This window comes from Rhodobacteraceae bacterium M382 (assembly GCA_025141015.1).
Taxonomy (GTDB): Bacteria; Pseudomonadota; Alphaproteobacteria; order Rhodobacterales; family Rhodobacteraceae; genus Aliisedimentitalea; species Aliisedimentitalea scapharcae.
In genome coordinates this window covers 3977492-4003062 of the sequence record CP081098.1, presented here as the reverse complement: position 1 = coordinate 4003062, position 25571 = coordinate 3977492, and the positions used below count along the sequence as shown (strand labels likewise).

Below are 25571 nucleotides of genomic sequence, written 5' to 3'. Positions count from 1 at the left end.
TTGAGAGTGATTGAATAAACAAGATAATTTGTCAGACAAACAAGCAACCCAATTGACCCCACGTTATGGGGCAGGGGCATCAGAGGAGAGCGCGCATATGGGATTTCCCGGGACCTGGATGACCGAAAGCGAAAGTGTTGTGTATCGGGTGGTGCCCAAATGTGCCTGTTCCACCATTGGACAAATCCTGCATTATTCGGATCATGGTGTCTTTTTTGATGGCGATATTCATGATGCCAAGACCGGGCTTCACAAATGGGCGCTGGAAGGCAGCCAGGGGCCGATCACCCGCAACGTACAGGGGCACCGGTCCTATGCGTTCACCTGTGTGCGCAACCCCTATACCCGGATCCTGAGTTCGTTTTTCGACAAGATCTGTGGCATTCAACGCAACGGCAAACGGTACCGTGGCAATCTGGTGCCCAAGCTGATTTATGATTACGGGATCGAGGTTGGCGGCGACGACGGCAAGCAGGAGTTCGACCAGATCAAGAGCTTTCGCCGGTTTCTGTTGTTTGTTCGCGACAGCATTCGGTTTCGCCGGCCGATGGAGCCTGATATCCACTGGTCGGCCATGTCAGGGCATGTCTCGACCTTTATCTGGAACGGCGGAACCTATGACAAGATCATTTGGACCGAACAGTTCAATGAAGGCATGCAGGAGGTTCTGGATTCGATCGAAACCCAACATCCGGTCGATCTGGGAGATATTCCGCGGTTCAACGAAAGCGAGGGGCATGGGCCCAAGCGGTTGCACCCGGTCGAAGATTATTTCGACGATCTGTCAATGCATCTGGTTTATGAGATCTTCAAACGGGACTTTGAACTGTTCAAATATGATGTCGAGAATCCTGGCAACAAGATGCCGATAGGAGAAATCGATTTGAACGAAGTGCATGCAAAGCTCGGCGATTGATGCCGCGGTGCCAAAGTTTTAGCAAAACTTTGGCCAAAACTTTTCCCGAAAAGTTTTTGGCCCGGCGGCTCCGGCCCGCTGGAAAACGGGCCGGAGTGCGTGCGTCACACTTGGCGTACAGCGCCTTTGGCGGCGCTGGTGGCCAGTTTGGCATAGGCCTTTAGCGCGGTAGACACTTTGCGTTTGCGTGGTTCGGCGGGTTCCCACCCTTTGGCGTCCTGTGCGCTCCGGCGGGTGGCCAGCGTTTCATCGTCAACAGCCAGATGAATTGTCCGGTTCGGAATGTCGATTTCGATGACATCGCCCTGCTCGACGAGACCGATTGTACCGCCTTCGGCCGCTTCGGGAGACACATGGCCAATCGACAGCCCCGATGTGCCACCTGAGAACCGTCCGTCGGTCAACAGGGCACAGGCTTTGCCCAGGCCTTTGGATTTCAGGTAGCTGGTTGGATACAGCATTTCCTGCATGCCGGGACCGCCGCGGGGGCCTTCATAGCGGATGACCACCACGGCGCCTTCCTTGACCTTGCCAGTGAGGATATCGCTGACAGCGGCGTCCTGACTTTCGCAGACATGCGCCGTGCCGGTGAATTTCAGAATGCTGTCATCCACGCCAGCTGTTTTCACGATGCACCCGTCCAAAGCGATATTGCCGAACAGTACCGCGAGGCCGCCGTCCTGGCTGAACGCGTGTTCCTTGGTTCGGATAATCCCGGTTTCGCGATCGGTGTCCAATTCCTTGAACCTGTTGGATTGGCTGAACGCCTGGGTGGTGCGCACGCCGCCGGGTGCTGCCTTGAACAGCTCTTCGGCTTCGGGGTTGTTGGCGACCTTGATGTCCCATTTGGCAATCGCTTCGGCCATCGAGCTGGTGTGAACCGTGGGCACATCTCCATGCAACAGGCCAGCGCGGGACAATTCGCCCAGGATCGAGAAGATGCCACCCGCCCGGTGCACGTCTTCCATATGGACGTTGGCGGTATTGGGGGCGACCTTGCACAGGCAGGGGACCTGGCGGCTCAGTCGGTCCATGTCGGTCATGGTGAAATCAATTTCGCCTTCATGGGCGATGGCCAAAAGGTGCAGAACCGTATTGGTGGATCCGCCCATGGCGATGTCCAGGCTCATGGCGTTTTCAAAGGCTTCGAATGTCGCGATCTCGCGCGGCAGCAGGCCTTTTTCTTCGCCCACATAATGGCGTTTGGTGATCTCGACGATCTTGCGACCGGCTTCCAGGAACAGATGCTTGCGATCGGAATGCGTCGCCAGGGTCGAGCCATTGCCGGGCAGCGCCAGACCCAGCGCCTCGGCCAGGCAGTTCATCGAGTTCGCAGTGAACATGCCCGAGCACGACCCGCAGGTCGGGCAGGCGTTCTCTTCGATATGTTGCACCTGTTCGTCGGTATAGGTGTCGCTGGCTGCGGCCACCATGGCGTCGACCAGGTCGACTTTTTTCAGGTCAAGATCAGCCATGTCGATCTTGCCGGCTTCCATCGGGCCGCCGGAGACAAAGATTGCCGGGATGTTCAGGCGCATGGCAGCCATCAGCATTCCGGGCGTGATCTTGTCACAGTTCGAGATACAGACCATGGCGTCAGCGCAATGGGCGTTGACCATGTATTCGACTGAATCCGCGATCACTTCGCGCGACGGCAGGGAGTAGAGCATCCCGTCGTGGCCCATGGCGATACCGTCGTCTACGGCGATGGTATTGAATTCCTTGGCGACACCGCCTGCGGCTTCGACCTCGCGGGCGACCATCTGGCCCAGATCCTTCAGGTGCACGTGGCCCGGAACGAATTGGGTGAACGAATTGACGATGGCGATGATCGGTTTGCCGAAGTCGTCATCCTTCATGCCGGTGGCCCGCCACAGGCCGCGCGCACCGGCCATGTTGCGGCCGTGGGTGGAGGTTCTTGATCGGTACATTGGCATTTCGCTGGTTCCCTTGTGGCCGCGACGGGCTGTTGTCGAGTCGATTGCGGCCGACATTAGGGCCGTTTCTGCTGGTTGTCAGGTCTGTCCTGTCCAAACGCAAGATCCGGGTTTCTCTCGGTCTGACCATGCGGTAGGGTTGCGGACGTTATAACGCACGCTACATCATGTGCGTTATAACGCACAAGATAATTCGCAGGGTACACGGATGGAAACGGACGAGATAACGCTCAATCTTCGGGATGTTCGCGCGGCGGCAGGTCTGAGCCTGTCCAAGGCGGCGGAGCAGACCGGCGTCAGCAAGGCCATGCTGGGCCAGATCGAGCGCGGCGAATCAAGCCCGACCATTTCGACGCTGTGGAAGATCGCCAAAGGGTTCCAACTGCCGCTCAGTGCATTGATAGGCACGGCAACCCCGGTGGACGGATCCCGCGCAGGTGTCTTTCAGACGGTGACCTTTCCGGGCAGTATCGAGGTCAAGATTGTCTTTCCCTTTGACCCACAGCTGGGGGCTGAGACCTTTCACGTGGCATTGCGTCCGGGGCAGAGTTACGAGTCGGACGCCCACGCCAATGGTGTGACAGAAGAGGTGTTTGTGCTTCAGGGGGCGGTCGATGTGTTGAAGAACGGGGAATGGGTGCCATTGCTGGCGGGGCAGGGTCTGAGGTTCGCTGCTGATCTGCCGCATGGATATCGCACGGGCGAGTCGGGGGCGGCTTTTTTGAACATGCATCACTATTCCCAGCAAACGACCCCCACAGGCGATGTCTGAGCGTCGGGAATTGCCCAGCGGGTGGCTTGCAAGGCGGCCATAACGCGCTTACATCTGCGCCCTATGGCCCAAACGAAATCTGATCCGAATTACAAAGTCATCGCGGAGAACCGCCGCGCACGTTACGATTACGCAATCGATGACGATATCGAGTGTGGGATCATACTCGAAGGGTCGGAAGTCAAATCCCTGCGCAAAGGTGGTTCGAACATCGCAGAAAGCTATGCTGCGGTGGAAGACGGTGAGCTGTGGCTGGTGAATTCCTATATCGCGCCTTACGAGCAGGCCAAGATGTTCAAACACGAAGAACGTCGTCGTCGTAAGCTGTTGGTTTCGCGCAAGGAATTATCGAATCTGTGGAATGCGACCCAGCGCAAGGGGATGACCCTGGTGCCATTGGTGATGTACTTCAATCACAAGGGGTTTGTGAAACTCAAGATCGGCATCGCCAAAGGCAAGAAGAACCACGACAAACGCGAAACCGAAGCCAAACGGGATTGGGGACGCCAAAAGCAGCGGTTGCTCAAGGACGCGCGTTAAGGTCGGGCAGACCGACGGTTGGTTGGGCGATCTCTTTGGGGGCGGCTGTGCGTTGGCACGAACCGCATATGGTACGAGCGGCCAGGGGGCTGGGCGGCAAGGGTGAAAGTGATCCTCATATCGGAGTGAACAGCCCGATCTGGCCCGATTTCGGCCCCTTTCCCTTGCGACTCTGGCCTGCCGGTAGTAGGCCTGTGAACGCGCATAGGAAGGGGACGCTCGCATGTTTGATGATCCGAAAACATTGGTATCCACAGATTGGCTGGCTGCTCACCTGAAGGACCCGGATCTTCGGCTTCTGGATGGATCATGGTATCTGCCCCAGGAGGGGCGAGACGGCAAAGCCGAGTATGACGCGGCCCATATCCCCGGTGCCCGTTTTTTCGATATCGACGACATCAGCGATCATCGGTCGGAATTGCCGCACATGGTCCCGCCGGTCGAAAAATTCATGTCCCGTTTGCGCGCGATGGGTGTCGGAGATGGCCATCAGGTGGTGATTTATGATGGGTCTGGGGTGCGTTCGGCAGCGCGCGTGTGGTGGCTGTTCCGCCTGATGGGTCAGACCAACGTCGCGGTGCTGGATGGTGGGTTGCCAAAGTGGCAGGCCGAAGGTCATCCGACCGAGGATATGCCGCCCATCGTCCGCGACCGCCACATGACGGTCCGGGTTCAGAACCATATGGTGCGGGACGTGACGCAGGTGTCGGCCGCAACCAAGCTGGGCGATCACGAAATCATTGATGCCCGATCGGCCGGGCGTTTTGCCGGGATTGATCCTGAACCGCGCGAAGGGCTGCGCGGCGGTCATATTCCCGGTTCTCGGAATGTGCCGTTTCAGAACGTGTTGAACGCTGATGGCACAATGAAGGATGCTGACGGTATCCGCGCGGCCTTTGATGCCGCTGGCGTGGATCTGTCCAAACCCGCGATTACCACCTGTGGATCGGGTGTCACCGCTGCCATTCTCAGCCTCGCCATGGAGCGCATCGGCAAGACCGATCATGCGTTGTATGACGGGTCCTGGTCCGAATGGGGTGCCTTCCCGACACTTCCCGTTGCAACCGGAGAGAACTGATGTTCGAAAATCTCAAATCCCAGCCTGCTGACAAGATCCTGATGCTGATGCAGGCATTCCGCGAAGACCCGCGTGAGAACAAGATCGACCTGGGAGTCGGTGTCTACAAGAATGCCGAAGGCGTCACCCCGGTGATGCGCGCCATCAAGGCAGCCGAGCACAAGCTGTGGGAAGAGCAAACGACCAAGGCCTATGTGGGGCTGGCCGGTGACCCGGCCTATTCGGATGCGATGATCAAACTGATTCTGGGCGATGCGGTCGAACGCGGCAATGTGGCCGCAGCTGCCACGCCCGGCGGTACCGGTGCTGTGCGTCAGGCGTTTGAGCTGATCAAGATGGCCAATCCCGATGCGCGCGTGTTCGTGTCCGACCCGACCTGGCCCAACCATGTGTCGATCCTGAATTACCTGAACATCGAAACAGTCGTGTATCGGTATTTCGACCGGGAAACCCGGGGTGTGAATTTTGACGGTATGATCGAAGATCTGAAGACCGCGCAAAAGGGTGACGTGATCCTGTTGCACGGCTGCTGTCACAATCCGACCGGTGCCAATCTGAACGCGGTTCAGTGGCAGGAGGTGATCAACCTGTTGAACGAACGCGGTTTGATCCCGATGATCGACATCGCCTATCAGGGCTTTGGCGACGGTCTGGAAGAGGACGCGCTGGGCGTGCGTCTGGTCGCTGCGAATTGTCCCGAAACGCTGATCGCGGCCAGCTGCTCGAAGAACTTTGGCATCTATCGCGAACGGACGGGTCTGTTGATGGCCGTGGCCAATGACGCCGGTGGTCAGGCATTGAACCAACAGACGTTGGCGTTCCTGAATCGCCAGAACTATTCCTTCCCGCCGGATCACGGTGCCCGGCTGGTGACGATGATTCTGAACGACGAAGCCCTGCGGGCCGATTGGGCAGCCGAGCTGGAAGAGACCCGGCTGGGGATGCTGACACTGCGTCAGGGTCTGGCCGATGAGCTGCAGCGCCTGACCGGATCGGACCGCTTCAGCTTTATTGCGCAGCACCGCGGCATGTTCTCGCTGCTTGGGACCACGCCGGATCTGGTCGAGAAGATGCGGGTAGACAACGGCATCTACATGGTCGGCGACAGCCGTCTGAATATTGCTGGTCTGAATGCCAAGACCGTGCCGATCCTGGCCCAGGCGATTGTCGATGCCGGCGTCTGAAGCCAGCCATCACTGCTGAATAGAAGCGCGCGCCACAACCGGCGCGCGTTTTCTTTTTGGGGATTGGACCTATATCGCTCAGACAGTGGAGTTGGTTCGGAAAGGACGTTTGAATGGCGCGGATGATACCTTTGATTGCAAGCCTTGCATGGATTGGGGCTGGCATCGGCCCTGCCTGGGCGCAGGGGCCATCTTTTGACTGCTCCAAGGCAGACAGCACCGCGGAAGATGCCGTCTGTGCTTCTGAAACTCTCAGCGCTTTGGACCGGGAGCTGACGCGTGTGTACAGCCTGGCCGTCAAAGGCCCCAATATGACGGATGACAGAGTGCACGACCTGCGGGCGTTTCAACGCGGTTGGGTCAAGGGTCGCAACGACTGTTGGAAGTCCAGTTTGGGCGTCGAGCATTGTGTTTTGCAAGAGTACGTGCTGCGGATTGGTGAAATCCGAACGGAATTCGCAGATGCCCGCAGCGAAGACGGAGCTTCGACCGGTCCGTTTCCCTACGTCTGTGAGGGCATGGACGTGCCTGTGAGCGTTGTCTTTATCTCGGCTCCCGAAGCAATCGCCGGTTTGACTTGGCTGGGTGGCGGTGCCGTTCTGACCGGGACGCCTGCGGGGTCCGGCAGCAAGTATACCCATGCAAACACGACGTTCTGGGTCCAGGGGGATGACGCAACATTGATCCAGGCGGACGGGCAAGAGGTGACCTGTACACAAGACGCGATGAATTGATCGCAGCAATCAGCCTGTCCCAACGGAAAACGCCCCCCGCAGTGCGAAGGGCGTCATAATATGCTCGGCCTGGGCCGGGCAGATCTTAGCTGCGCGAGAACTCGGGATACGCTTCCATGCCCAGTTCGGCCATGTCCAATCCGTTGATCTCTTCTTCTTCGCTGACGCGGATACCCAGAGTAATCTTGAGCACGTACCACAGAGCCGACGATGTCACGATCACAAAGGCACCGACCACTGCGATCCCGTAAAGCTGGGTCATGACGCTGGCTTCGGGGTTGGACAGGACAACGGCGATCGTTCCCCAGATGCCGCACACCAGGTGCACAGGAATGGCACCGACAACATCGTCAATCTTCAGACGGTCCAGGAAGGGAACGGTAAAGACCACGATTACACCGCCAATGGCACCGATCAATGTGGCAAGGCCCAGACCGGGAGTCAGAGGTTCGGCGGTGATCGCCACCAAACCGGCCAATGCGCCGTTCAGGATCATGGTCAGGTCCGGCTTCTTGAACAGCAGTTGGGTCAGGATCAGCGCGGCAACAGCCCCGCCGGCAGCGGCAGCATTGGTGTTCGAGAAGATGCGCGACACGTCAGCAACATCGCCAATGGAGCCCATGGCCAGTTGCGACCCGCCATTGAACCCGAACCAGCCCATCCACAAGATAAAGGTACCCAATGTGGCCAGCGCCAGATTTGAACCCGGGATCGGATGGGTGCGACCGTCTTTGTATTTGCCCAGACGCGGACCCAGAATGATGGCACCTGTCAGCGCGGCCCAGCCGCCCACCGAATGCACAACGGTTGATCCGGCAAAATCCAGGAACCCGGCCTGATCCAGAAAACCTCCGCCCCATTTCCACGATGCCTGCAGCGGGTAGATTACGGCTGTCAGAACAATGGTAAAGATCAGGAAGGGCCACAGTTTGATCCGTTCGGCCACAGTGCCCGACACGATCGATGCGGTGGCCGCACAGAACATCAGCTGAAAGAAAAAGTCCGACCCAGTCGAGGCATAGGAATAGTCATCCGCCTGATCGGCGGTGATCCCGACAGCTTCGAGCACGCCGGGTCCGAATACACCCGACAGAACGCCTTCGACCGACCAGCTGCCCAGTGGGTACATCAGGTTGTATCCGATCAGCCAATAAAAGATCGCGGCCAGGGAAAACAGGGCCATGTTCTTGGTCAGCTGCATGGTCACATTCTTGGCCCGCACCAGCCCGGCTTCGAGCATGGCAAATCCGGCGGCCATGAAGAACACCAGAAAGCCGCCGACCAGAAACAGCAGCGAATTGAGAATGAAAACGGTGTCGGTCGATGGGTTTACGCCAGCCGTCGGGCCAGCTTCTTCGGCAAAGGCCAGCCCCGGCAGCAGCGCGACCGTTGCGACCGCACCCAGGGCGGGCATGAGTTTCATGTTGTCCATCTTGGTCTATCCTTGATTGTCTGTTGAGGCGCGCAGGTGCGGCAGTGTTACAGCGCGTCCTGATCGGTTTCGCCGGTGCGCACCCGCATGGCCTGGAGAACGTCCAGAACAAAGATCTTGCCATCGCCGATCTTGCCGGTACGGGCGCTTTTGGTGATTGCTTCGAGAACCTGATCGACCTGATCCGAGGCGACGACCAGCTCCAGCTTGATCTTGGGCACGAAATTCACCGCATATTCTGCACCGCGGTAGATTTCGGTATGTCCGGACTGTGATCCAAACCCTTTGATTTCGGTCACCATCAAGCCGCGAATGCCAATATCGGTCAGCGCGAGACGCACCTCTTCGAGCTTGAACGGTTTGATTGTTGCAATGATGAGTTTCACGTCATGTCCCCAGTTTTGGCCGAGTAAGTCAGGCGTCTTGCCATTCTTTTCGCACCTGCAGCAAAACGGCTGCGGTGCAGCAAGGGAACAATTCCGGTGCAAATCCGATCTGGGTTTGCCGCATTTGCGCGCAAAAATGGCGGGAATCATCGGGTATGCCTAATTACTGGACGCAATAAGAAGGGAAAAACACTGGCAACCGCCCCTCAACAAAGCGGCCCGACCACTGTATTGTGTGGCAAACACAAAAACCGAGCAGCGTTCCAGCATGACAGATTCTCCACGGCGCAAACCTCCCCTGGTGGCGGAACGGCGATACCCATCCGGGCAGTCAAAGCCCAAGGCAAAAGCCAAACCCAAGCCCAAATCGCGTCCCAAACCAGCGGCGCGCACGCGGTCTTCGCGCACCAAACGCACGGGGATAATGGCGCGGCTGAAATTCTGGGGCGGGAGCAAGCCGAAACGGGCAAACGCCAAAACCAGTTCCAAACCGGCCTCCTCACGCAGGACCAAGGGCGGCGGCAAGGGGCGGGGACCCGGCCGGATCCGGGGGGCGATCACCAGATTCTTTGGTTGGATCTTTGGGTTGATCTGGGGATTTGTCTGGCGCATGGGCATGGTGGTTGCCCTGCTGATCGCGATGGCTGTCGGCTATATCTATATCGGGTTGCCTGATGTGACCGCCCTGTTGGATGGCCGGGCGCGCGGGTCGGTGACCATGCTGGATCGCAACGGTCAGGTTTTTGCCTGGCGCGGTGATCAATTCGGGGGGGTGGTCACGACACAAAGCGTGTCACCGCATCTGAAAAACGCGATTGTCGCCACCGAAGACAAACGGTTCTACAGCCACTTTGGCATTTCGCCGCGCGGTGTGGCCAGCGCCGTGCGCATCAACCTGCGTGAAGGCCGCGGGCCTTTGTCCGGCCACGGTGGATCGACCATCACACAGCAAACGGCCAAGCTGTTGTGTCTGGGCGAACCTTACAATCCCAAATCCGGGATGAGCGAACGGGAATATGAAGCGGACTGTCGGCGTGGCACGCTGTGGCGCAAGGTCAAGGAAGCCATCTTCTCGATGGCGATGGAGGTGAAATACACCAAGGACGAAATCCTGACCATTTATATGAACCGGGCATTTCTGGGGGCTGGGGCCCGTGGGTTCGAAGCCGCCAGCCAGCGGTATTTCGGCAAATCCGCAGCCGAGGTGAACCCGTCCGAAGCGGCCATGTTGGCCGGACTGCTGGTTGCGCCGACGCGCTATGCCCCGACCAACAACCTGACCCGCGCGCAGAACCGGGCCAATGTGATCGTCGGTCTGATGGAAGAACAGGAGTATCTGACCGCAGCCCAGGCCAAGGCGGCCCAGGATTATCCGGCAGAGTTGAGCGAGGCGGCCTCGGCACGGGCCGGTGGGTATTTTGCGGATTGGGTGATGGATGTCATGCCCGATTTTCTGGGCACCAACACAACCGAAGACGTGATCATCCGGACGACGTTGGACCAACGGCTGCAAAAATCCGCCGAAGAGGCGTTGGCCTTTATCTTTCAGGAAAAGGTGCGCGAGGGATCCAAGGCGCAGGCCGCCATCGTGGTGATGAGCGCGGATGGAGCTGTGCGGGCGATGGTCGGTGGGCGCAAGGCGCAGGTCTCTGGCGTGTTCAATCGGGCAACGCAGGCCAAACGCCAGACCGGGTCGTCGTTTAAACCCTTTGTCTATGCGACGGCATTGGAATTGGGCTATTCGCCTTATGATCTGGTTCTGGATGCGCCCTATTGCATGAACATCCCCGGGTCCGGCGAATACTGCCCAAAGAACTATACCAAAAAATTCCAGGGTGAGGTGCCGTTGTGGCAGGCACTGCGGGATTCCCTGAACATTCCGGCGATCAAAGTGTCGGAATCGGTTGGGCGGGACAAGGTCCGGCGGGTGGCCAGCGAATTTGGCATTGATAATGATCTGGCGTTGGGTCCGGCCTTGGCGCTGGGGGCATCAGAAAGCACGCTGATCGAAATGACCGGTGCCTATGCCGGGATTCTGAACGGCGGGTCTTCGGTGACGCCCTATGGTCTGATCGAACTGCGGTTGCAGGGGGATCAGACGGCGTTGATGGGATCTCAGGGCGGCATCGGCGAACGCGTGATCCAGACACAGGCCGCGCAGGAACTGATGTGGATGATGGAAAAAGTCGTTTCCGAAGGCACCGGGGCCCGGGCCCAATTGCCGGGATGGCAGGTCGCGGGCAAGACAGGCACAACCCAGGCCGCGCGCGATGCCTGGTTCATCGGGTTCACCGCGGAATATGTGGCCGGCGTCTGGATGGGATATGATGACAACACACCATTGACCGGTGTCACGGGCGGCGGGCTTCCAGCCGAAATCTGGAATGAGGTCATGACACGGGTTCATGAGGGGTTAACCCCGGTTCCACTGCCCTTGAAAGCTCCCAAACCTTTGCCACCCAAGTTTACACCAAAGCGTAGCCCATCGCGCAGCGGCGGGCAGAATGGGGGTATTGGCGGGGTTGTGGATCAGATCCTGAAAGATATCTTTGGTAACTGAGCCACCCTGGTGAGACCACATGTGCCAAGGCCGTATTGACGGGCTTGGTGCCTCACCGGCGCTGCCGAAAACAAAAACGGGAAGACACCCAAAGCGTCTTCCCGCAATCCTCAAAACACAAAAACCGCAGATTATCCGGCTTTTGACAGGTCCGAAATCATCTGATCAATATTGCCTTTTCGTTTGTCCAGCAGCGCGCCGACTTCGGTGCGTTCGGTCAACAGCAGGTTCACGCCTTCGATGAACATGTTAAAGAACAGGTTCTTGCCAGATCTGTCCGACACCAGGAATGTGACTTCAAAGGGAGATTCACCCTGGAGATAGGCAATGGTGCTGACTTCGTACCACTTCTTGACCTTTTTCACGCCTGTAACCTCCAGGCGGCCGCCAATGAATTCGCGAAACCGACGTCCATATTTTCGGGCGATATACCCTTGGAATGCTTTGGAGAACGCCCGTTTCTGGGAGCTGGAGGCCCGGCGGGCATCGACGCCCATGGCATAGGCCGAAATATAGGATGTGTCGCTGTACCGTTTGAAAATCCGCTCGAACTCGCGATACATGGCGGGTTCGGATTTTCCTGACGCGATCACCTTGTTGATGTCTTTGACCAGCGTATCAATCAGCGTGCGGGCACCAGCTTCGTTCAAAGCCCACAGTTTTTGTGGAACCGATGCAATGGTGGCCCCAAGGCCCATCAGGAAAGTGCGGCGGTACATGTCTCAGAATCCCTCTGTGTCCAGTTCGAACGGGTCGATCTCGTTTGCTTCATCCGTTTGTCCCAGCTCAAACCGGCGGTTCTGCATATAGAGCAGGCGCAGCTGGGAATAGCTATCGGCGCTTTCATACAGGATTGCGTCGATCGTATCCGAGTAATTTCCGCGATCCCCCATCCGTCGGACGATTTCCGCGTATACCGTGATGTTGTCGACGGGATTATGCGTGGCATAGCCCATCGGGTTGGTAAAGAGATCGACAACCAACCCAACCGCATCGCGCGAGGTCGAAGGACCATATAGGGGAATTTCTAGGTAGAAGCCCTCTCCGGCCCCCCAGACGTGCAATGTTTCGCCAAAATCGGTGTCTACTTCGGGGATCTCAAAATCGCTGGCCGGATCTGCCAACCCGGCAAACCCCACAGTGGTATTGATGAGAAAGCGGGAAACGGCGCTGCCCGCAGTTCTTAGATCCCCCTGCAGCAACGCGTTGACCATCTGACCGGGCATCGACAGGTTTTCAGTAAAATAGCTGAAGCTCGTGACCAAAGGTTCAGGGACAATTGACACATATCCTTTGGACGCGGGGCGAAACAGCGCCTTGTCCACACCAAGGTTGAATTCGTGCAGCGACCGATTGGTTTCTTCGTAAGGATCAAAAACCACACCCGAGGCTTTTTGCTCTGGTGTCGGTTTTGCACAGGCGGACAACAGACCGCACAGAAGTGTGGCGCAGATAAACAAAAATGGTCGCGGCGTCAGACTCATTGGTCTATTAGTCCAGTTGTTCAGGTGTTGTCAGCAGATCGGCAACATCTATAGGCATTGAGGGCTTTTCCCAGTGCGGAGGCCCTGACTTAATAAAGTTGTGGCAATTTGGAAACAGGCGATATTCGAGTCTCGGTTTACTAGCCATATTATGGTGAACTAGCTCAAACGCAGGATGGAAGAAATAGAATAATGGCAGGGCATCTGCAAAACAAAGGGCTGGAAGAATTACGTTCAGCACGGCGTCAAAGCCGCACTCTTTTTTGGATCGTGGGAGTATTCAGCTTTTTTGCTAATCTGCTGATGCTCACAGGTCCTATATATATGTTGCAAGTCTATGATCGGGTTCTGGGCAGCCGGTCCGAGGAAACTCTGGTCGCGTTGACGCTGCTTGTGGTGTTTCTTTATGGCACCATGGGGGTCCTGGACTATACACGCGGGCGCGTGATGGCGCGGGTTGGCGCACGGTTTCAGGCCACATTGGACAAACGTGTTTTTGATGCGATGATTCGTCGATCGTCCCAGGCACCTGATCCAACGGCCCAAACCGGGTTGGCCGATCTGGAATCGATTCAGCGCCTGATTTCCTCGCCGGTTCTGCTGGCCGGGTTCGACATTCCGTGGACACCGTTCTTTTTGGCCGGAATTGCGTTGTTTCACCCCTGGTTGGGAATGTTGGCGATCGCGGGCGGCGTGTTGCTGGTCATGATCACCTTTGTGAACCAGGCCCTGTCGCGTGGCCCCACCACCAAGGCGAATATTTCGTCCCACCATGCCAACCTGATGAGCGAAGAAATTCGCACCGAAGCCGAGCTGATCCAGGCCATGGGGATGCGCAGCGCGGCCTTTGAACGCTGGAAGCTGGCGCGGGATGCGTCGTTGATGGAAACTGTGGCGGCGACGGATGTCGGTGGCTCGTTCACGTCATTGACCAAAACACTGCGGATGCTTTTGCAATCTGCGATGTTGGGGTTGGGTGCCTATCTGGTGCTGCTGAACGAAATCACACCTGGTGCAATGATCGCAGGGTCGATTCTGTTGGGACGGGCGTTGGCCCCGATCGAGTTGGCCATTGGTCAGTGGGCGATGGTACAGCGCGCGACCAAAGGTTGGAGTTCGCTGGGAGAGTTGCTGTCCAAGATGCCACCCGAAGATCCGCGAACCGATCTGCCCAAACCCAAGGCGAAACTCGATGTGCAGTCGCTGACCGTGGTGCCACCCGGCGATACCCGAGCCCAGCTGCGCACCGTCAGTTTCCGGGTCGAACCCGGTCAGGCTGTTGGCGTGATCGGCCCGTCCGGGGCGGGAAAATCCACATTGGCCCGGGCATTGACCGGGGTGTGGCGTCCGGCAGGCGGAAGCGTCCGTCTGGATGGGGCCGCATTGGATCAATATGCACCAGATGTTCTGGGGCGGCACATTGGGTATCTGCCACAGCGGGTTCAGCTGTTTGAGGGCACAATTGCCCAGAATATTGCCCGCCTGGCCCAACAACCGGACGCGCAAAAGGTCGTGGCCGCCGCCAAACTGGCCGCGGCCCATGACATGATCGTCAAACTGCCTGATGGCTACGACACCCGTGTCAGCGCCGGTGGCGGACGATTGAGCGGGGGACAGATGCAGCGCATCGCCCTGGCGCGGGCGTTGTACGACAGCCCGGTCATCGTGATTCTGGACGAACCCAATTCGAACCTCGACAACGAAGGGTCGCAGGCTTTGAACTCGGCGATCCGGGCCCTGAAGGAGGCGGGAAAATCGGTGCTGATCATGGCCCACAGACCCGCGGCCATTCAGGAGTGTGACACCCTATTGGTATTGGAGGGCGGCATGCGCTCGGCCTTTGGTCCCAAGGATCAGGTCATGCGCGAAATGGTCGCCAACCACAAGGAACTGAAGAAATCTGCTGCCATGGGAGGCGTACAATGAGCGAACAAAGCGCATGGTCCGCCAAGCGACCGATTATTATCGGGGTTCTGGCACTGATCACGCTGGTCGGGGGGTTCGGATTCTGGGCCGTCCAGGCCACGATTGCCGGGGCCATTATTGCGCCAGGCCGGCTGGAAGTGGATCGAAACCGCCAGATCGTTCAACACCTGGACGGCGGCGTTGTCGCTGAAATCCTGGTCGAGGAAGGCGACACGGTAGAACTGGGGCAGCCGCTCATTCGGTTGGATTCCAATTTGCTGCAATCGCAAAAGCTGATCGTCGAAGGACAGCTGTTCGAACTGATGGCCCGGCGGGGTCGGCTCGAAGCCGAGCGGGATGGGAATGACTTTATCGCCTTTGACCTTGAACTGCTTGCGATTGCCGCCGAACGCGGCATGGTCGCAGAGCTGGTGGCGGGACAGGAACGTCTGTTTCAGGCGCGGGCGGATTCCACCGCGCGTGAAATCGAACAATTGGGCAAGAGACGGGGCCAGATCACCGATCAGATTATCGGGATCAAGGCCCAGCAGGCGTCACTTGTGGTGCAGTTGGAGTTGATCAACGAAGAACTGGAAAACCAGCAATCGCTGCTGGATCGCGGTCTGGCACAGGCGGCCACGGTTTTGAATTTGCGACGGACAGCGGCCAATCTGGATGGGTCATTGGGAGAGCTGACCGCGTCCGAGGCCCAGGCCGAAGGGCGGATAACAGAGATCGAGATTGAGATTCTGAAACTCGGCACGCGCCAGCGCGAAGATGCGATCACGCGCCTGCGCGATCTGCAATACCGCGAGCTGGAACTGGCAGAACAGCGCCGCAGTTTACAAGAGCGATTGGATCGTCTGGACATCACGGCCCCGGTGTCGGGGATCGTTTATGGGTTGCAGGTGCATACGCCGCGCTCTGTGATCCGTCCCGCTGATCCGGTTCTGTTTCTCGTGCCCCAGGATCGCCCGCTGGTGATCGCGTCACGCGTGGATCCGATCCATATCGACAAGATCTTTGTCGGGCAGACGGTCAGCCTGCGGTTTTCGGCGCTGGACCAGCGCGAGACACCCGAGCTGTTCGGTACCGTGACACAGGTTTCGGCCGATGCGTTCGAAGATCAGGCCAGTCAGGTGTCGTTTTATCGCGCTGAGATCGTGTTGAACGAAGGCGAGGTCAATCGCCTGCCCGAGGGAACAACGCTCATTCCGGGCATGCCGGTTGAAAGCTTTATCCGCACGGATGACCGGTCCCCGATCACTTATCTGGTCAAACCGCTCGCGGATTATTTCACCAAGGCATTCCGCGAGAGCTGATTTTTTGCTTTTCGCGGGGTGATGTCCCGGTTAGCGTCCGCGCCGAAACGCGAGATGGAGGATCTCTTATGGGCTTTGAAGCGAAACTGAAGGAACTGGGTGTCACATTGCCCGATGCGCCCGCACCTGCGGCCAATTATGTACCGTGGGTCAAGGTTGGGGATACCGTCTATGTCTCTGGTCAGATTTCCGCGGACGAAAACGGATTGATCACCGGCACGTTGGGCGATGACATGGACGTCCAGACAGGTGCCGCCGCGGCCAAGCGCTGTGCCATTGCGTTGCTGGCCCAGGTCAAGGCCGCCTGTGATGGCGATCTGGATCGGCTGGTCAAGGTGGTCAAACTGGGTGGTTTCGTCAACTCGACGGCCGATTTCACCCAACAGCCTATGGTGATCAACGGGGCGTCCGATTTTCTGGTCGAAGCTCTTGGGGACGCGGGCCGTCACGCGCGGTCGGCGGTCAGTTCTCCGTCACTGCCGTTGGGCGTGGCTGTTGAAATCGACGGTGTGTTCCAGGTCAAATGACCCAGGTTCTCCCTGCGTCTTTTCTGGCGGCTCCGATCGCGCATCGCGCCTTTTATGATGTGGCGCAGGGGCGACCTGAAAACAGCCGCGCGGCCATCCGCGCGGCGATCGCGGCTGGCTATGGAATCGAGATTGATTTGCAGCTGACTGCAGACAACCAGGCCATGGTCTTTCATGACTATGGTCTGGGGCGTCTGACAGGTGCTGATGGGGTGATCCGCCAACATACGGCTGAACAGGCCGCGCGTATTGCCCTTTCTGGCGGTGACGGCGAAGGCATTCCCAGCTTTGACGAAGTGCTAGAACTGGTTTCTGGTCAGGTACCCCTGCTGGTCGAGCTCAAGGATCAGGATGGGGCCATGGGGTCCGATGTGGGCCCGCTGGAGGCCGCTACGGCCGCCGCGCTGCGCGGCTATGACGGGGATGTGGCCGTCATGTCATTCAACCCGCACAGCGTCGCATGTATGGCCGAACTGCTGCCGGATGTGCCACGCGGCATCGTCACCAGCGCCTATATCCCCGGTGATTGGCCGCTGTCACCCGAGGTCTGTGATCATTTGCGTCAGATCCCGGATTTCGACCGGGTCGGGGCCTGTTTTATCAGTCACGAGGTCGAGGATCTGGACCGTGAACGGGTTCAAACCTTGCGCGGGGCCGGTGTGCCGATTCTGTGCTGGACAGTCAAATCCCCTGCGGCCGAAGCCACAGCGCGCCAACGGGCCGACAATATCACATTTGAGGGCTATGTGCCCCAACAGCACCCTTGATCCCGACCGCATTGGTCCCAGATACTCTTGGAACACATAGGGGCAGACATGGATCAGGCGCAGATCGAAATTCAGATACTGGGATCGCTGGATCAGATCCCGGCCGATGAATGGGATGCCTGTGCCTGTCCCGAAACCGTCGATGGCGGGCGTCCGTTTGATCCGTTCACAACCCATCGTTTTCTGAGCGCGTTGGAAAACAGCGGATCCGTGGGACGTGGCACCGGTTGGCAACCACAGTATCTGACGGCCTATCTGGACGGGATGCTGATCGCCTGCGCGCCCATGTACGCCAAAAGCCACAGCCAGGGGGAATATATTTTTGATCATTCCTGGGCCCATGCCTATGAGCGGGCCGGGGGGCGATATTATCCCAAGCTGCAAATTGCCGTGCCCTTTACCCCGGCGACAGGGCGGCGGTTCCTGGTGCGTCCGGGGTACGAAGGTATTGGCCAGTCGGCGCTGGTACAGGGGGCGGTACAGCTGGCTGCTGATAACCGTATCTCCTCGCTGCACATCACGTTTTGCACTCCCAAGGAGGCCGAGATCGGCCAGCAGATGGGGTTGATGGATCGGATCAGCCAACAGTTTCACTGGCTAAACGACGGCTATGATCACTTTGACGATTTCCTGGCCAGCCTGTCGTCGCGCAAGCGCAAGAACATCCGCAAGGAACGGGCCCAGGCACAGGGGTTTGGTGGTGAAATCCAGGTGCTGAGCGGGGCTGATCTGCGCCCCGAACATTGGGATGCTTTCTGGGTGTTCTATCAGGACACGGGCGCACGCAAATGGGGCTCGCCCTATCTGAGTCGGGATTTCTTTGATCTGGCTCAGGAGACGATGGCGGACAATATGGCGTTGGTACTGGCGCGCCGCAACGGAGAATACGTGGCGGGGGCGTTGAATTTCATCGGGCGCGAGACGCTGTTTGGGCGATATTGGGGGTGCATTGAACATCATCCCTTCCTGCACTTTGAATTGTGCTATTATCAGGCCATAGATTTGGCGATCCGATTGGGGTTGGGCCGTGTTGAGGCGGGTGCGCAAGGTGAACACAAGCTGGCGCGCGGGTACCTGCCAACCCAGACACACAGCCTGCACTGGGTCGGGGACCCCGGATTTGCCGATGCCATCGCTGAATACCTGCGTGCGGAATCCGCCGCGGTCAGCGAAGAGATCGAAATCCTGACCGACTATGGTCCGTTCAGAAAAGCGCAAGTGGAGGAACAGGAATGACCGAACGGCTAAGCGAAGAAACCCGTGGCCCCCTGTTGGGTCCACTTTTTGACAGTGGCTGGGCCATGGTTGATGGGCGGGACGCGCTCTGGAAACAGTTCAAGTTCAAGAGTTTTGTAGACGCCTTCGCCTGGATGACCAAAGTGGCGATCTGGTCCGAGAAATGGGACCACCACCCGGAATGGAGCAATGTCTACAATCGGGTCGATGTGGTTTTGACCACCCATGACGTAAACGGGCTGAGCGCCCTGGACGCCAAGCTGGCCCGCAAGATGGACAGCCTGCGATAGGATCTTGTGCCTTGACCGGGAACCAGGGCGTCCCGCGCGTGGGGGAACCCCGCGCGCGGCCCGGCCCAACGGGTTTCCGTGTCCCGTCAGGGGCACTGAAAACGGGCGGGAGTACCCCGGTCCCGGTTATATCGCGTCCAACAGGCCTTCTCCGGCGGTCAGGTCACATACACCCGGGCCTTTCTCCATGTTCAGCACCGTCACGACACCGTCCTCGACCAGCATCGCAAACCGCTGAGACCGCCCGATCAACCCGGCAGGCGGTGCGTCGAATCGCATACCCAGTGCTTCGGTAAAACTGCTGCCGGCGTCCGCCAACATGGTGATTCCGGCGGCTGTCGCGCCTGTGACCTCTCCCCAGGTTGCCATAACGAAGGGGTCATTGACCGACACACAGATGATCTCGTCCACACCCTTTGCGGTAAATTGATCCTTGGTTCTGATGAAACTGGGTACATGTGCGGAATGACAGGTGGGGGTAAATGCACCTGGGACCGCGAAAATCGCCACCTTTCTACCGCTGGTCTTTTCCGAAATCCGCACCGTCTCGGGGCCTGAGCTGCCCATTACGGTCAATTCGGCATCCGGAAGGGAGTTTCCCACAGAAATCATCGCATGTCGTCCTTCTAACAATTGCGTTTTGGTACAAGCCGCATATAGGGTCCGGCGAAACCGTGACCACATTTTTGTTGGGAGGCAAGAAGGACATGAGCCACATCGTCGTGATCGGAGCCGGGCAGGCAGGATCTTCTTTGGTCGCCAAGCTGCGCAAAGACGGATTTGACGGAGAGATTACCCTGATCGGAGCAGAAACTGCGCTGCCCTATCAGCGACCACCGTTGTCCAAGGCGTATCTGCTGGGCGAAATGGAGGTCGAGCGTCTCTATCTCCGTCCGCAAAGCTTTTATGACGACAACAACATCACTCTGAAGCTGGGTCAGCCGGTAACCGCAATTGACGCTGCTGCCAAAACCGTGAGCGTCGGGGACGAAGTGATCAACTATGATCAGCTGGCTCTGACCACCGGGTCGGATCCGCGCCATCTGCCGGCAGCCATCGGTGGCGATCTGAACGGCGTTCATGTGGTGCGCGGGTTGGGGGATGTCGATGCCATGGCCCCGGCCGTGACCGAAGGGGCCCGGGCGCTGATCGTCGGTGGCGGCTATATCGGACTGGAAGCGGCCGCCGTTTGTGCCAAACGTGGCGTGCAGGTGACGTTGGTGGAAATGGCTGACCGCATTCTGCAGCGGGTGGCCGCGCCTGAAACCTCGGATTACTTTCGTGCGCTGCACAGCGACCGCGGTGTGACCATCCGCGAAGGCGTGGGGCTGGGCCATCTGGTTGGCACAGATGGCAAAGTCACGGGTGCCGTTCTGAGCGACGGGTCTGAGCTGGATGTGGATTTTGTCATTGCAGGTGTCGGTATTATGCCGGCCACACAGCTGGCAGAACTGGCTGGCGTCACGCTGGAAAACGGCATTCAGACGGATTCTCGGGGGCGGACCTCGGATGCGTCGATCTGGGCAGCCGGCGATTGTGCATCTTTCCCATATCAGGGCGGTCGGATCCGTCTGGAGAGCGTGCCCAACGCCATCGACCAGGCTGAAATCGTGGCCGCCAACATGCTGGGTGCTGACAAGGACTATGTTGCAACTCCCTGGTTCTGGTCAGATCAGTATGACGTCAAACTGCAGATCGCGGGGCTGAACACCGGCTATGACAATGTGATCACCCGTCAGGGCGAAGGTCAGACGGTTTCGTTCTGGTATTACACCGGGGACAAGCTGGTCGCTGTGGATGCGATGAACGATCCGCGCGCCTATATGGTGGCCAAACGTCTGATCGACACTGGTAAAACCGCAGACAAGACCGTGGTCGCAGACCCTTCGGCTGATCTAAAGCCGCTCCTGCGCGCGTGAGGATCATTGCCGGTCAGTTCCGCGGCCGCGCGTTGGCCTCGGTGGGCAAGGGGGATGCAGGTGCACATCTGCGTCCCACCACCGACCGGGTCCGCGAAAGCCTGTTCAACGTGCTGATGCACACCGGGGCCATTCCCGGTGCCCGGGTTCTGGATCTGTTTGCCGGAACCGGGGCGCTTGGACTCGAAGCGTTGTCGCGGGGGGCAGAATCAGTCACCTTTGTCGATGATGGGCGGGCTGCAACCGGATTGATCCGCAAGAATATCGACGTCTGTCGCGCTGGCGATCAGACAGAGTTGGCCCGCAGGGATGCCACCCGGCTGGGGCCGAATCCGGATGCGTCCTATGATCTGGTCTTCCTTGATCCCCCCTATGGCAAAGGGATGGGGCAAAAAGCCCTGCAAGCGGCAATGACAGGGGGCTGGATCGGCGATGACGCGTTGGTGGTATGGGAGGAAAACGCACCGATGGTTGCCCCTCCAGGGTTCGAACCGCATGACAGCCGTAAATATGGCGATACCCATATCACGCTGATGTGGCGCACTATTTCGGATTGAAACGTGGCGCGCGGCAGGCCGCCGATCCGGGGTTTGTGTCTGACCAGGGCTGATGTCATGCTGGGTTTTTCGATCACCCCATCTTCAGGACACCTCCGCGATGCCACAAACCACCCCGACCCCTGCGCTGGTGATCTTTGACTGTGACGGGGTGCTGGTCGATAGCGAAACCATTTCAAATCAGGCGCTTGTTGACAATTTGGCGCGGTATGGTCTGAACCTTGATCTGGCTGGCTGCATGTCCCTGTTTGTTGGCTCGACAATGACCGGGGTGATGGACAAGGCCAGAAACCTTGGTGCTGATCTGCACGACGGTTGGATCGACGAAGTCTATCAGGAAACCTATGCGGCACTGGAAAACGGCGTCGATCTGATCCCGGGCATTGTGGACTTGCTTCAGACCTTGGACCGGGCCGGTATACCGACTTGCGTGGCGTCCAATGGCAGCGAGCACAAGATGCAGATCACCCTGGGACAGAATGGTCTGTGGCAGCGGTTCCATCACGCTATGTTCTCGGCTCATGCGCTGGGCATGTCCAAGCCGGACCCAGGTCTGTTTCTTGCTGCGGCCAGTCATTTCAATGTTCAGGCGCGGGACTGCCTGGTGATCGAAGACAGCCCGACCGGCGCTCTGGCCGCGGCGCGCGCGGGGATGCGGTGTCTCGGCTATGCTGCGATCACGCCGGCCGAAACACTCAGCGACCAAGGGGCCGAAGTGATCCGGGACATGTCAGACGTTGCGCGCCTCATCGGACTTTAACGCCACGTCTCCTGCTTCTTTCTGGTCAAAAATACCTCGGGGGTCCGGGGGCAGCGCCCCCGGCGATCTCAACCCGGTTTCACCCATAGGTTGGATGAAACCGCCCGCCTGGAGACAGGGTAAAGATGTCGACACCATCGCTGGTGACGCCAACCGAATGTTCAAACTGCGCTGACAGAGACTTGTCGCGGGTAACAGCGGTCCAGTCGTCGGCCAGAACCTTGGTTTCCGGACGGCCCAGATTTACCATCGGTTCGATGGTAAAGAACATGCCCTCTTCCAGAACCGGCCCGGTGCCCGGCCGACCATAATGCAGGACATTGGGGGGGGCATGGAACACCCGACCCAATCCGTGGCCGCAGAAATCGCGGACAACGCTCATACGATGCGATTCGACATAGGCCTGGATCGCATGGCCAATGTCGCCAAAGGTGTTGCCCGGCTTGACCACCTCGATGCCCTTCATCAGCGCATCATGGGTGATCTGAATCAGCCGTTCGGCTTTGCGCGGCAGCTTTCCTGCCACATACATGCGGCTGGTATCGCCGAACCAGCCATCGACAATCACGGTGACATCGATGTTCAGAATGTCGCCATCCTTCAGCTTTTTCTCGCCGGGAATGCCGTGGCAAACCACATGGTTGAGCGAAATGCAGCTGCCGTGTTGATAGCCTTTATAGCCGATGGTGGCAGATGTCGCACCCGCGTCCTCGACCATCTGGGTGATGATCCGGTCGATTTCACCCGTGGTTTGTCCGACAAACACATGCGGCGCAATGTCATCCAGGATTTGTGCCGCCAGGGCACCCGCCACTTGCATGCCTTCAAAATCGGCCTGCTCGTAAATGCGGATGCCGTCCTTGGTCATGCGGCCACGGTCTGCTTTTTTCAAGATACGCTCCATCACTGGGGTCAAGATCACGGGGGGTCAAGCTCGCGTTGTGTTTCGGGCCATATGTAAGGCGTCTTGATCAAAAGGGCCAGAGGGGGTGAGGCCAGCGCGAAGTCAGGCCGCAGGCAGTTCCGGACCGACCTCGACACCTTCGGGCGTTATGCGGGTGGTGTGGATCAGCCGTTCGACTCCGTGCGAGGCCGCGGTGTCAAACGCCCGCGCATAGGCCGGGTCGATATCTGCGGCCAGAGCAAAGCGCTCGCAGTCCGTGCGCTGCACCAGATACAGCATCATGGCCCTGTGGCCCTGGTCCACCATGGCCGCCAATTCGCCCAGGTGTTTGGTGCCGCGCGCAGTGACGCTGTCGGGAAATTCGGCCAGGCCGGGCTGTCGCGACAGGGTGACGCTTTTGACTTCGACATAACAATCAGGCAGGCCATCGGCGCTCAGCAGAAAGTCGATCCGGCTGTTCTCTCCGTATTTGACCTCGGCCCGCACATGGGGATAGGCGGCCAATGTCGGAATTTGGCGCGCCTCCAACGCAGCTTTGAGTGCCCGGTTGGGCACGGATGTATCGACCCCGGTAAAATGACCGTTTTCGTGATCCACCAGCCGCCAGCCGAATTTCAGCTTCTTCTTGGGGTCGTCATTGGGTTCCAGCCATACTTTGGTGTGCGGCGCGGCCAGCCCCATCATGGATCCGGGATTGGCACAATGGGCGGTGATCTCTCGCCCGTCTTCCAGCGTGCAATCGGCCAGAAACCGTTTATAGCGGCGGATCAGCCGGGCGGGGACAAGAGGGGTTTCAAAGCGCATGTGCACTGGCCTATACCTGCTGAAACGCGGGTTCAAGACCTGCATTTGAATGGAGTTTTGCCATGACAAACGCGATGATGACAAACCCGATGATGACAAACCCGACGGAGACAAACCCGACCGCAGCCATGTTGGTTATCGGGGATGAAATCCTGTCGGGGCGCACCCGGGATGCCAATATGCATTTTTTGGCTGGCGAATTGACCAAACACGGTATCGAGTTAAAGGAAGTCCGGATTGTCAGCGATGACGCAGCGGCGATCATTGCGGCGACGCGGGCCTTGTCGCAGGGATACAATCATGTCTTTACCAGCGGCGGTATCGGGCCGACCCATGACGACATTACCGCCGATTGTATTGCCCAGGCTTTTGATGCGCGTCTTGACGTGCGTGACGATGCGCGCGCGATCCTTCAGGCCCATTACGACACCATGGGCACCGAGCTGAACGAAGCCCGTCTGCGCATGGCGCGCATTCCGGATGGGGCTGTGCTGATCGACAACCCGGTTTCGGCGGCTCCGGGGTTCACCATCGCCAATGTGCATGTCATGGCCGGAGTGCCGTCTGTGTTTCAGGCCATGGTGGCCAGTGTGTTGCCGGGATTGGCCGGGGGGCAACCGGTGCTGTCCCAGACGCTGCGCGTGATGCGGGGCGAAGGGGATATTGCTGCAACGCTTTCGGCGCTGGCCGCGACGTTTTCGGACCTTTCCATTGGGTGCTACCCGTTCCAGAAAGACGGGGCCTATGGGGCGAACATCGTCGTGCGCGGCACGGATGGGACCCGCATTGATGCCGCCATGACCCAATTGGCCAAGGAGATCGACCAGTGACCACCGATCCGCGTTATTACGAAGTGGTAGATGCCACATGGCCCGCAGCCAGGTTTTCAATGTCAGGCCCGTTTCGCCTGCGTGAAGGGCAGGGCGGTGGTTCACGGGTATCGGCGGCAACGCTTGAGGCTGAACAGGCGAGCGACCAGGAGATTGCCGAGGCCGAACAGGCCATGCGGGACATGGGACAATCCCCAAAGTTCATGATCCGCGACGGTCAGGATGGGTTTGACACACAGTTGGAGACGCTGGGGTATGCGGTTCTTGATCCGGTCAATATCTGGGCCTGCCCAGCCGCTCAGCTGACCGATGTCGTGATTCCGCGGGTCACGACCTTTGCGGTCTGGGAGCCGTTGCAGATCTGTCGGGAAATCTGGAACAGCGGTGGTATCGGCGCTGAACGTCAGGCAATCATGGACCGTGCCCAGGGCCCCAAGATCGCGTTGCTGGGGCGTCATCGTGACAAACCGGCGGGGACCGGGTTTTGCGCCATTCATGGCGATATTGCGATGGTGCACGCTCTGGAAATCCTGCCGCATCAACGCCGACAGGGCATGGGGGTCTGGATGATGCGTCAGGCGGCCATTTGGGCTGTGGACAATGGCGCACAGACACTGTCGGTGATTTGTACGAAACGTAACGATGGGGCCAATGGGCTTTACACTTCCCTGGGGATGACCTGCGTGGGACAGTATCACTATCGTCATAAATCCAATTGAAAGTGACC

At 58.6% G+C, this 25571-nt stretch carries 26 protein-coding genes; 18 read left to right on the top strand and 8 right to left on the bottom strand.

Translation table 11 applies throughout. The features are described from left to right. The first annotated feature begins 97 nt into the window (after nt 1-97). Nucleotides 98-916 (top strand): sulfotransferase family protein, encoded by an 819-nt coding sequence (locus K3727_18540; GenBank protein ID UWQ90738.1) that lies wholly within the window; start codon nt 98-100, stop codon nt 914-916. 104 nt (nt 917-1020) lie between these two features. Here K3727_18540 and ilvD read toward each other — a convergent pair whose 3' ends face one another. Continuing rightward, entirely contained in the window at nt 1021-2853 is a 1833-nt protein-coding gene (gene ilvD, locus K3727_18535; protein ID UWQ93450.1) for a dihydroxy-acid dehydratase, read from the bottom strand. 208 nt (nt 2854-3061) lie between these two features. Here ilvD and K3727_18530 point away from each other — a divergent pair, with 208 nt between their 5' ends. From K3727_18530 to K3727_18510, 5 genes are all read left to right on the top strand, one after another. Continuing rightward, nucleotides 3062-3625 (top strand): XRE family transcriptional regulator, encoded by a 564-nt coding sequence (locus K3727_18530; protein UWQ90737.1) that lies wholly within the window; start codon nt 3062-3064, stop codon nt 3623-3625. Between the two features lie 63 nt (nt 3626-3688). Continuing rightward, nucleotides 3689-4165 (top strand): SsrA-binding protein SmpB, encoded by a 477-nt coding sequence (smpB, locus tag K3727_18525; GenBank protein ID UWQ90736.1) that lies wholly within the window; start codon nt 3689-3691, stop codon nt 4163-4165. A 223-nt stretch (nt 4166-4388) separates the two neighbouring features. Next, on the top strand, nt 4389-5243 hold the full coding sequence (sseA, locus tag K3727_18520) for a 3-mercaptopyruvate sulfurtransferase (protein UWQ90735.1): 855 nt from the start codon (nt 4389-4391) through the stop codon (nt 5241-5243). Beyond that, nucleotides 5243-6427: an aspartate/tyrosine/aromatic aminotransferase gene (locus K3727_18515; GenBank protein UWQ90734.1), complete on the top strand. Its 1185-nt coding sequence runs from the start codon at nt 5243-5245 to the stop codon at nt 6425-6427. Before sseA ends, K3727_18515 begins: the two co-directional genes overlap by 1 nt. A gap of 113 nt (nt 6428-6540) precedes the next feature. Beyond that, nucleotides 6541-7161: an MliC family protein gene (locus tag K3727_18510; GenBank protein UWQ90733.1), complete on the top strand. Its 621-nt coding sequence runs from the start codon at nt 6541-6543 to the stop codon at nt 7159-7161. Nucleotides 7162-7246: 85 nt separating this feature from the next. Here K3727_18510 and K3727_18505 read toward each other — a convergent pair whose 3' ends face one another. Together K3727_18505 and K3727_18500 are read right to left on the bottom strand one after the other, a co-directional pair. Beyond that, complete coding sequence (locus tag K3727_18505; protein ID UWQ90732.1) at nt 7247-8584, bottom strand: ammonium transporter; 1338 nt, start codon at nt 8582-8584, stop codon at nt 7247-7249. A 56-nt stretch (nt 8585-8640) separates the two neighbouring features. After that, the gene (locus K3727_18500) at nt 8641-8979 is read right to left on the bottom strand and encodes a P-II family nitrogen regulator (protein ID UWQ90731.1); all 339 of its coding nucleotides are present in this window, start codon (nt 8977-8979) and stop codon (nt 8641-8643) included. 268 nt (nt 8980-9247) lie between these two features. Between K3727_18500 and K3727_18495 the strand changes: the two genes are divergently transcribed. Next, nucleotides 9248-11539: a PBP1A family penicillin-binding protein gene (locus K3727_18495; protein UWQ90730.1), complete on the top strand. Its 2292-nt coding sequence runs from the start codon at nt 9248-9250 to the stop codon at nt 11537-11539. 131 nt (nt 11540-11670) lie between these two features. On the opposite strand, the gene K3727_18490 is transcribed toward K3727_18495, so the two are convergent. Together K3727_18490 and K3727_18485 are read right to left on the bottom strand one after the other, a co-directional pair. Further along, the gene (locus K3727_18490) at nt 11671-12258 is read right to left on the bottom strand and encodes an ABC transporter substrate-binding protein (GenBank protein ID UWQ90729.1); all 588 of its coding nucleotides are present in this window, start codon (nt 12256-12258) and stop codon (nt 11671-11673) included. Nucleotides 12259-12261: 3 nt separating this feature from the next. Then, nucleotides 12262-13023, bottom strand: coding sequence for a VacJ family lipoprotein (locus tag K3727_18485; protein ID UWQ90728.1), 762 nt, complete (start codon nt 13021-13023; stop codon nt 12262-12264). 192 nt (nt 13024-13215) lie between these two features. On the opposite strand from K3727_18485, the gene K3727_18480 reads away from it, so the two are divergent. The 6 genes from K3727_18480 (at nt 13216) to K3727_18455 (ending at nt 19070) form a co-directional block, all read left to right on the top strand. Beyond that, the gene (locus K3727_18480) at nt 13216-14949 is read left to right on the top strand and encodes a type I secretion system permease/ATPase (protein ID UWQ90727.1); all 1734 of its coding nucleotides are present in this window, start codon (nt 13216-13218) and stop codon (nt 14947-14949) included. Continuing rightward, on the top strand, nt 14946-16250 hold the full coding sequence (locus K3727_18475) for an HlyD family type I secretion periplasmic adaptor subunit (protein UWQ90726.1): 1305 nt from the start codon (nt 14946-14948) through the stop codon (nt 16248-16250). The genes K3727_18480 and K3727_18475 overlap by 4 nt, the downstream gene beginning before the upstream one ends. 68 nt (nt 16251-16318) lie before the next feature. After that, nucleotides 16319-16777 (top strand): RidA family protein, encoded by a 459-nt coding sequence (locus tag K3727_18470; GenBank protein ID UWQ90725.1) that lies wholly within the window; start codon nt 16319-16321, stop codon nt 16775-16777. Next, complete coding sequence (locus K3727_18465) at nt 16774-17544, top strand: phosphodiesterase (GenBank protein ID UWQ90724.1); 771 nt, start codon at nt 16774-16776, stop codon at nt 17542-17544. The genes K3727_18470 and K3727_18465 overlap by 4 nt, the downstream gene beginning before the upstream one ends. Nucleotides 17545-17592: 48 nt before the next feature. Next, the gene (locus K3727_18460; GenBank protein UWQ90723.1) at nt 17593-18780 is read left to right on the top strand and encodes a GNAT family N-acetyltransferase; all 1188 of its coding nucleotides are present in this window, start codon (nt 17593-17595) and stop codon (nt 18778-18780) included. Next, complete coding sequence (locus K3727_18455) at nt 18777-19070, top strand: 4a-hydroxytetrahydrobiopterin dehydratase (protein UWQ90722.1); 294 nt, start codon at nt 18777-18779, stop codon at nt 19068-19070. The genes K3727_18460 and K3727_18455 overlap by 4 nt, the downstream gene beginning before the upstream one ends. 126 nt (nt 19071-19196) lie before the next feature. Here K3727_18455 and K3727_18450 read toward each other — a convergent pair whose 3' ends face one another. Continuing rightward, entirely contained in the window at nt 19197-19682 is a 486-nt protein-coding gene (locus K3727_18450; protein ID UWQ90721.1) for a peroxiredoxin, read from the bottom strand. Between the two features lie 95 nt (nt 19683-19777). Between K3727_18450 and K3727_18445 the strand changes: the two genes are divergently transcribed. The 3 genes from K3727_18445 (at nt 19778) to K3727_18435 (ending at nt 22306) form a co-directional block, all read left to right on the top strand. After that, complete coding sequence (locus K3727_18445) at nt 19778-20989, top strand: FAD-dependent oxidoreductase (protein ID UWQ90720.1); 1212 nt, start codon at nt 19778-19780, stop codon at nt 20987-20989. Further along, nucleotides 20986-21546: a 16S rRNA (guanine(966)-N(2))-methyltransferase RsmD gene (gene rsmD, locus K3727_18440; GenBank protein UWQ90719.1), complete on the top strand. Its 561-nt coding sequence runs from the start codon at nt 20986-20988 to the stop codon at nt 21544-21546. Before K3727_18445 ends, rsmD begins: the two co-directional genes overlap by 4 nt. Nucleotides 21547-21646: 100 nt before the next feature. Beyond that, on the top strand, nt 21647-22306 hold the full coding sequence (locus tag K3727_18435; GenBank protein UWQ90718.1) for an HAD family phosphatase: 660 nt from the start codon (nt 21647-21649) through the stop codon (nt 22304-22306). A 79-nt stretch (nt 22307-22385) separates the two neighbouring features. Here K3727_18435 and map read toward each other — a convergent pair whose 3' ends face one another. Continuing rightward, nucleotides 22386-23210 (bottom strand): type I methionyl aminopeptidase, encoded by an 825-nt coding sequence (map, locus tag K3727_18430; protein ID UWQ90717.1) that lies wholly within the window; start codon nt 23208-23210, stop codon nt 22386-22388. Nucleotides 23211-23312: 102 nt separating this feature from the next. Then, on the bottom strand, nt 23313-24014 hold the full coding sequence (gene sfsA / locus K3727_18425; GenBank protein UWQ90716.1) for a DNA/RNA nuclease SfsA: 702 nt from the start codon (nt 24012-24014) through the stop codon (nt 23313-23315). A gap of 92 nt (nt 24015-24106) precedes the next feature. Here sfsA and K3727_18420 point away from each other — a divergent pair, with 92 nt between their 5' ends. Together K3727_18420 and K3727_18415 are read left to right on the top strand one after the other, a co-directional pair. Further along, entirely contained in the window at nt 24107-24844 is a 738-nt protein-coding gene (locus tag K3727_18420; GenBank protein UWQ93448.1) for a competence/damage-inducible protein A, read from the top strand. A 59-nt stretch (nt 24845-24903) separates the two neighbouring features. Continuing rightward, entirely contained in the window at nt 24904-25563 is a 660-nt protein-coding gene (locus tag K3727_18415) for a GNAT family N-acetyltransferase (GenBank protein UWQ93449.1), read from the top strand. The last annotated feature ends 8 nt before the right edge of the window (nt 25564-25571 follow it).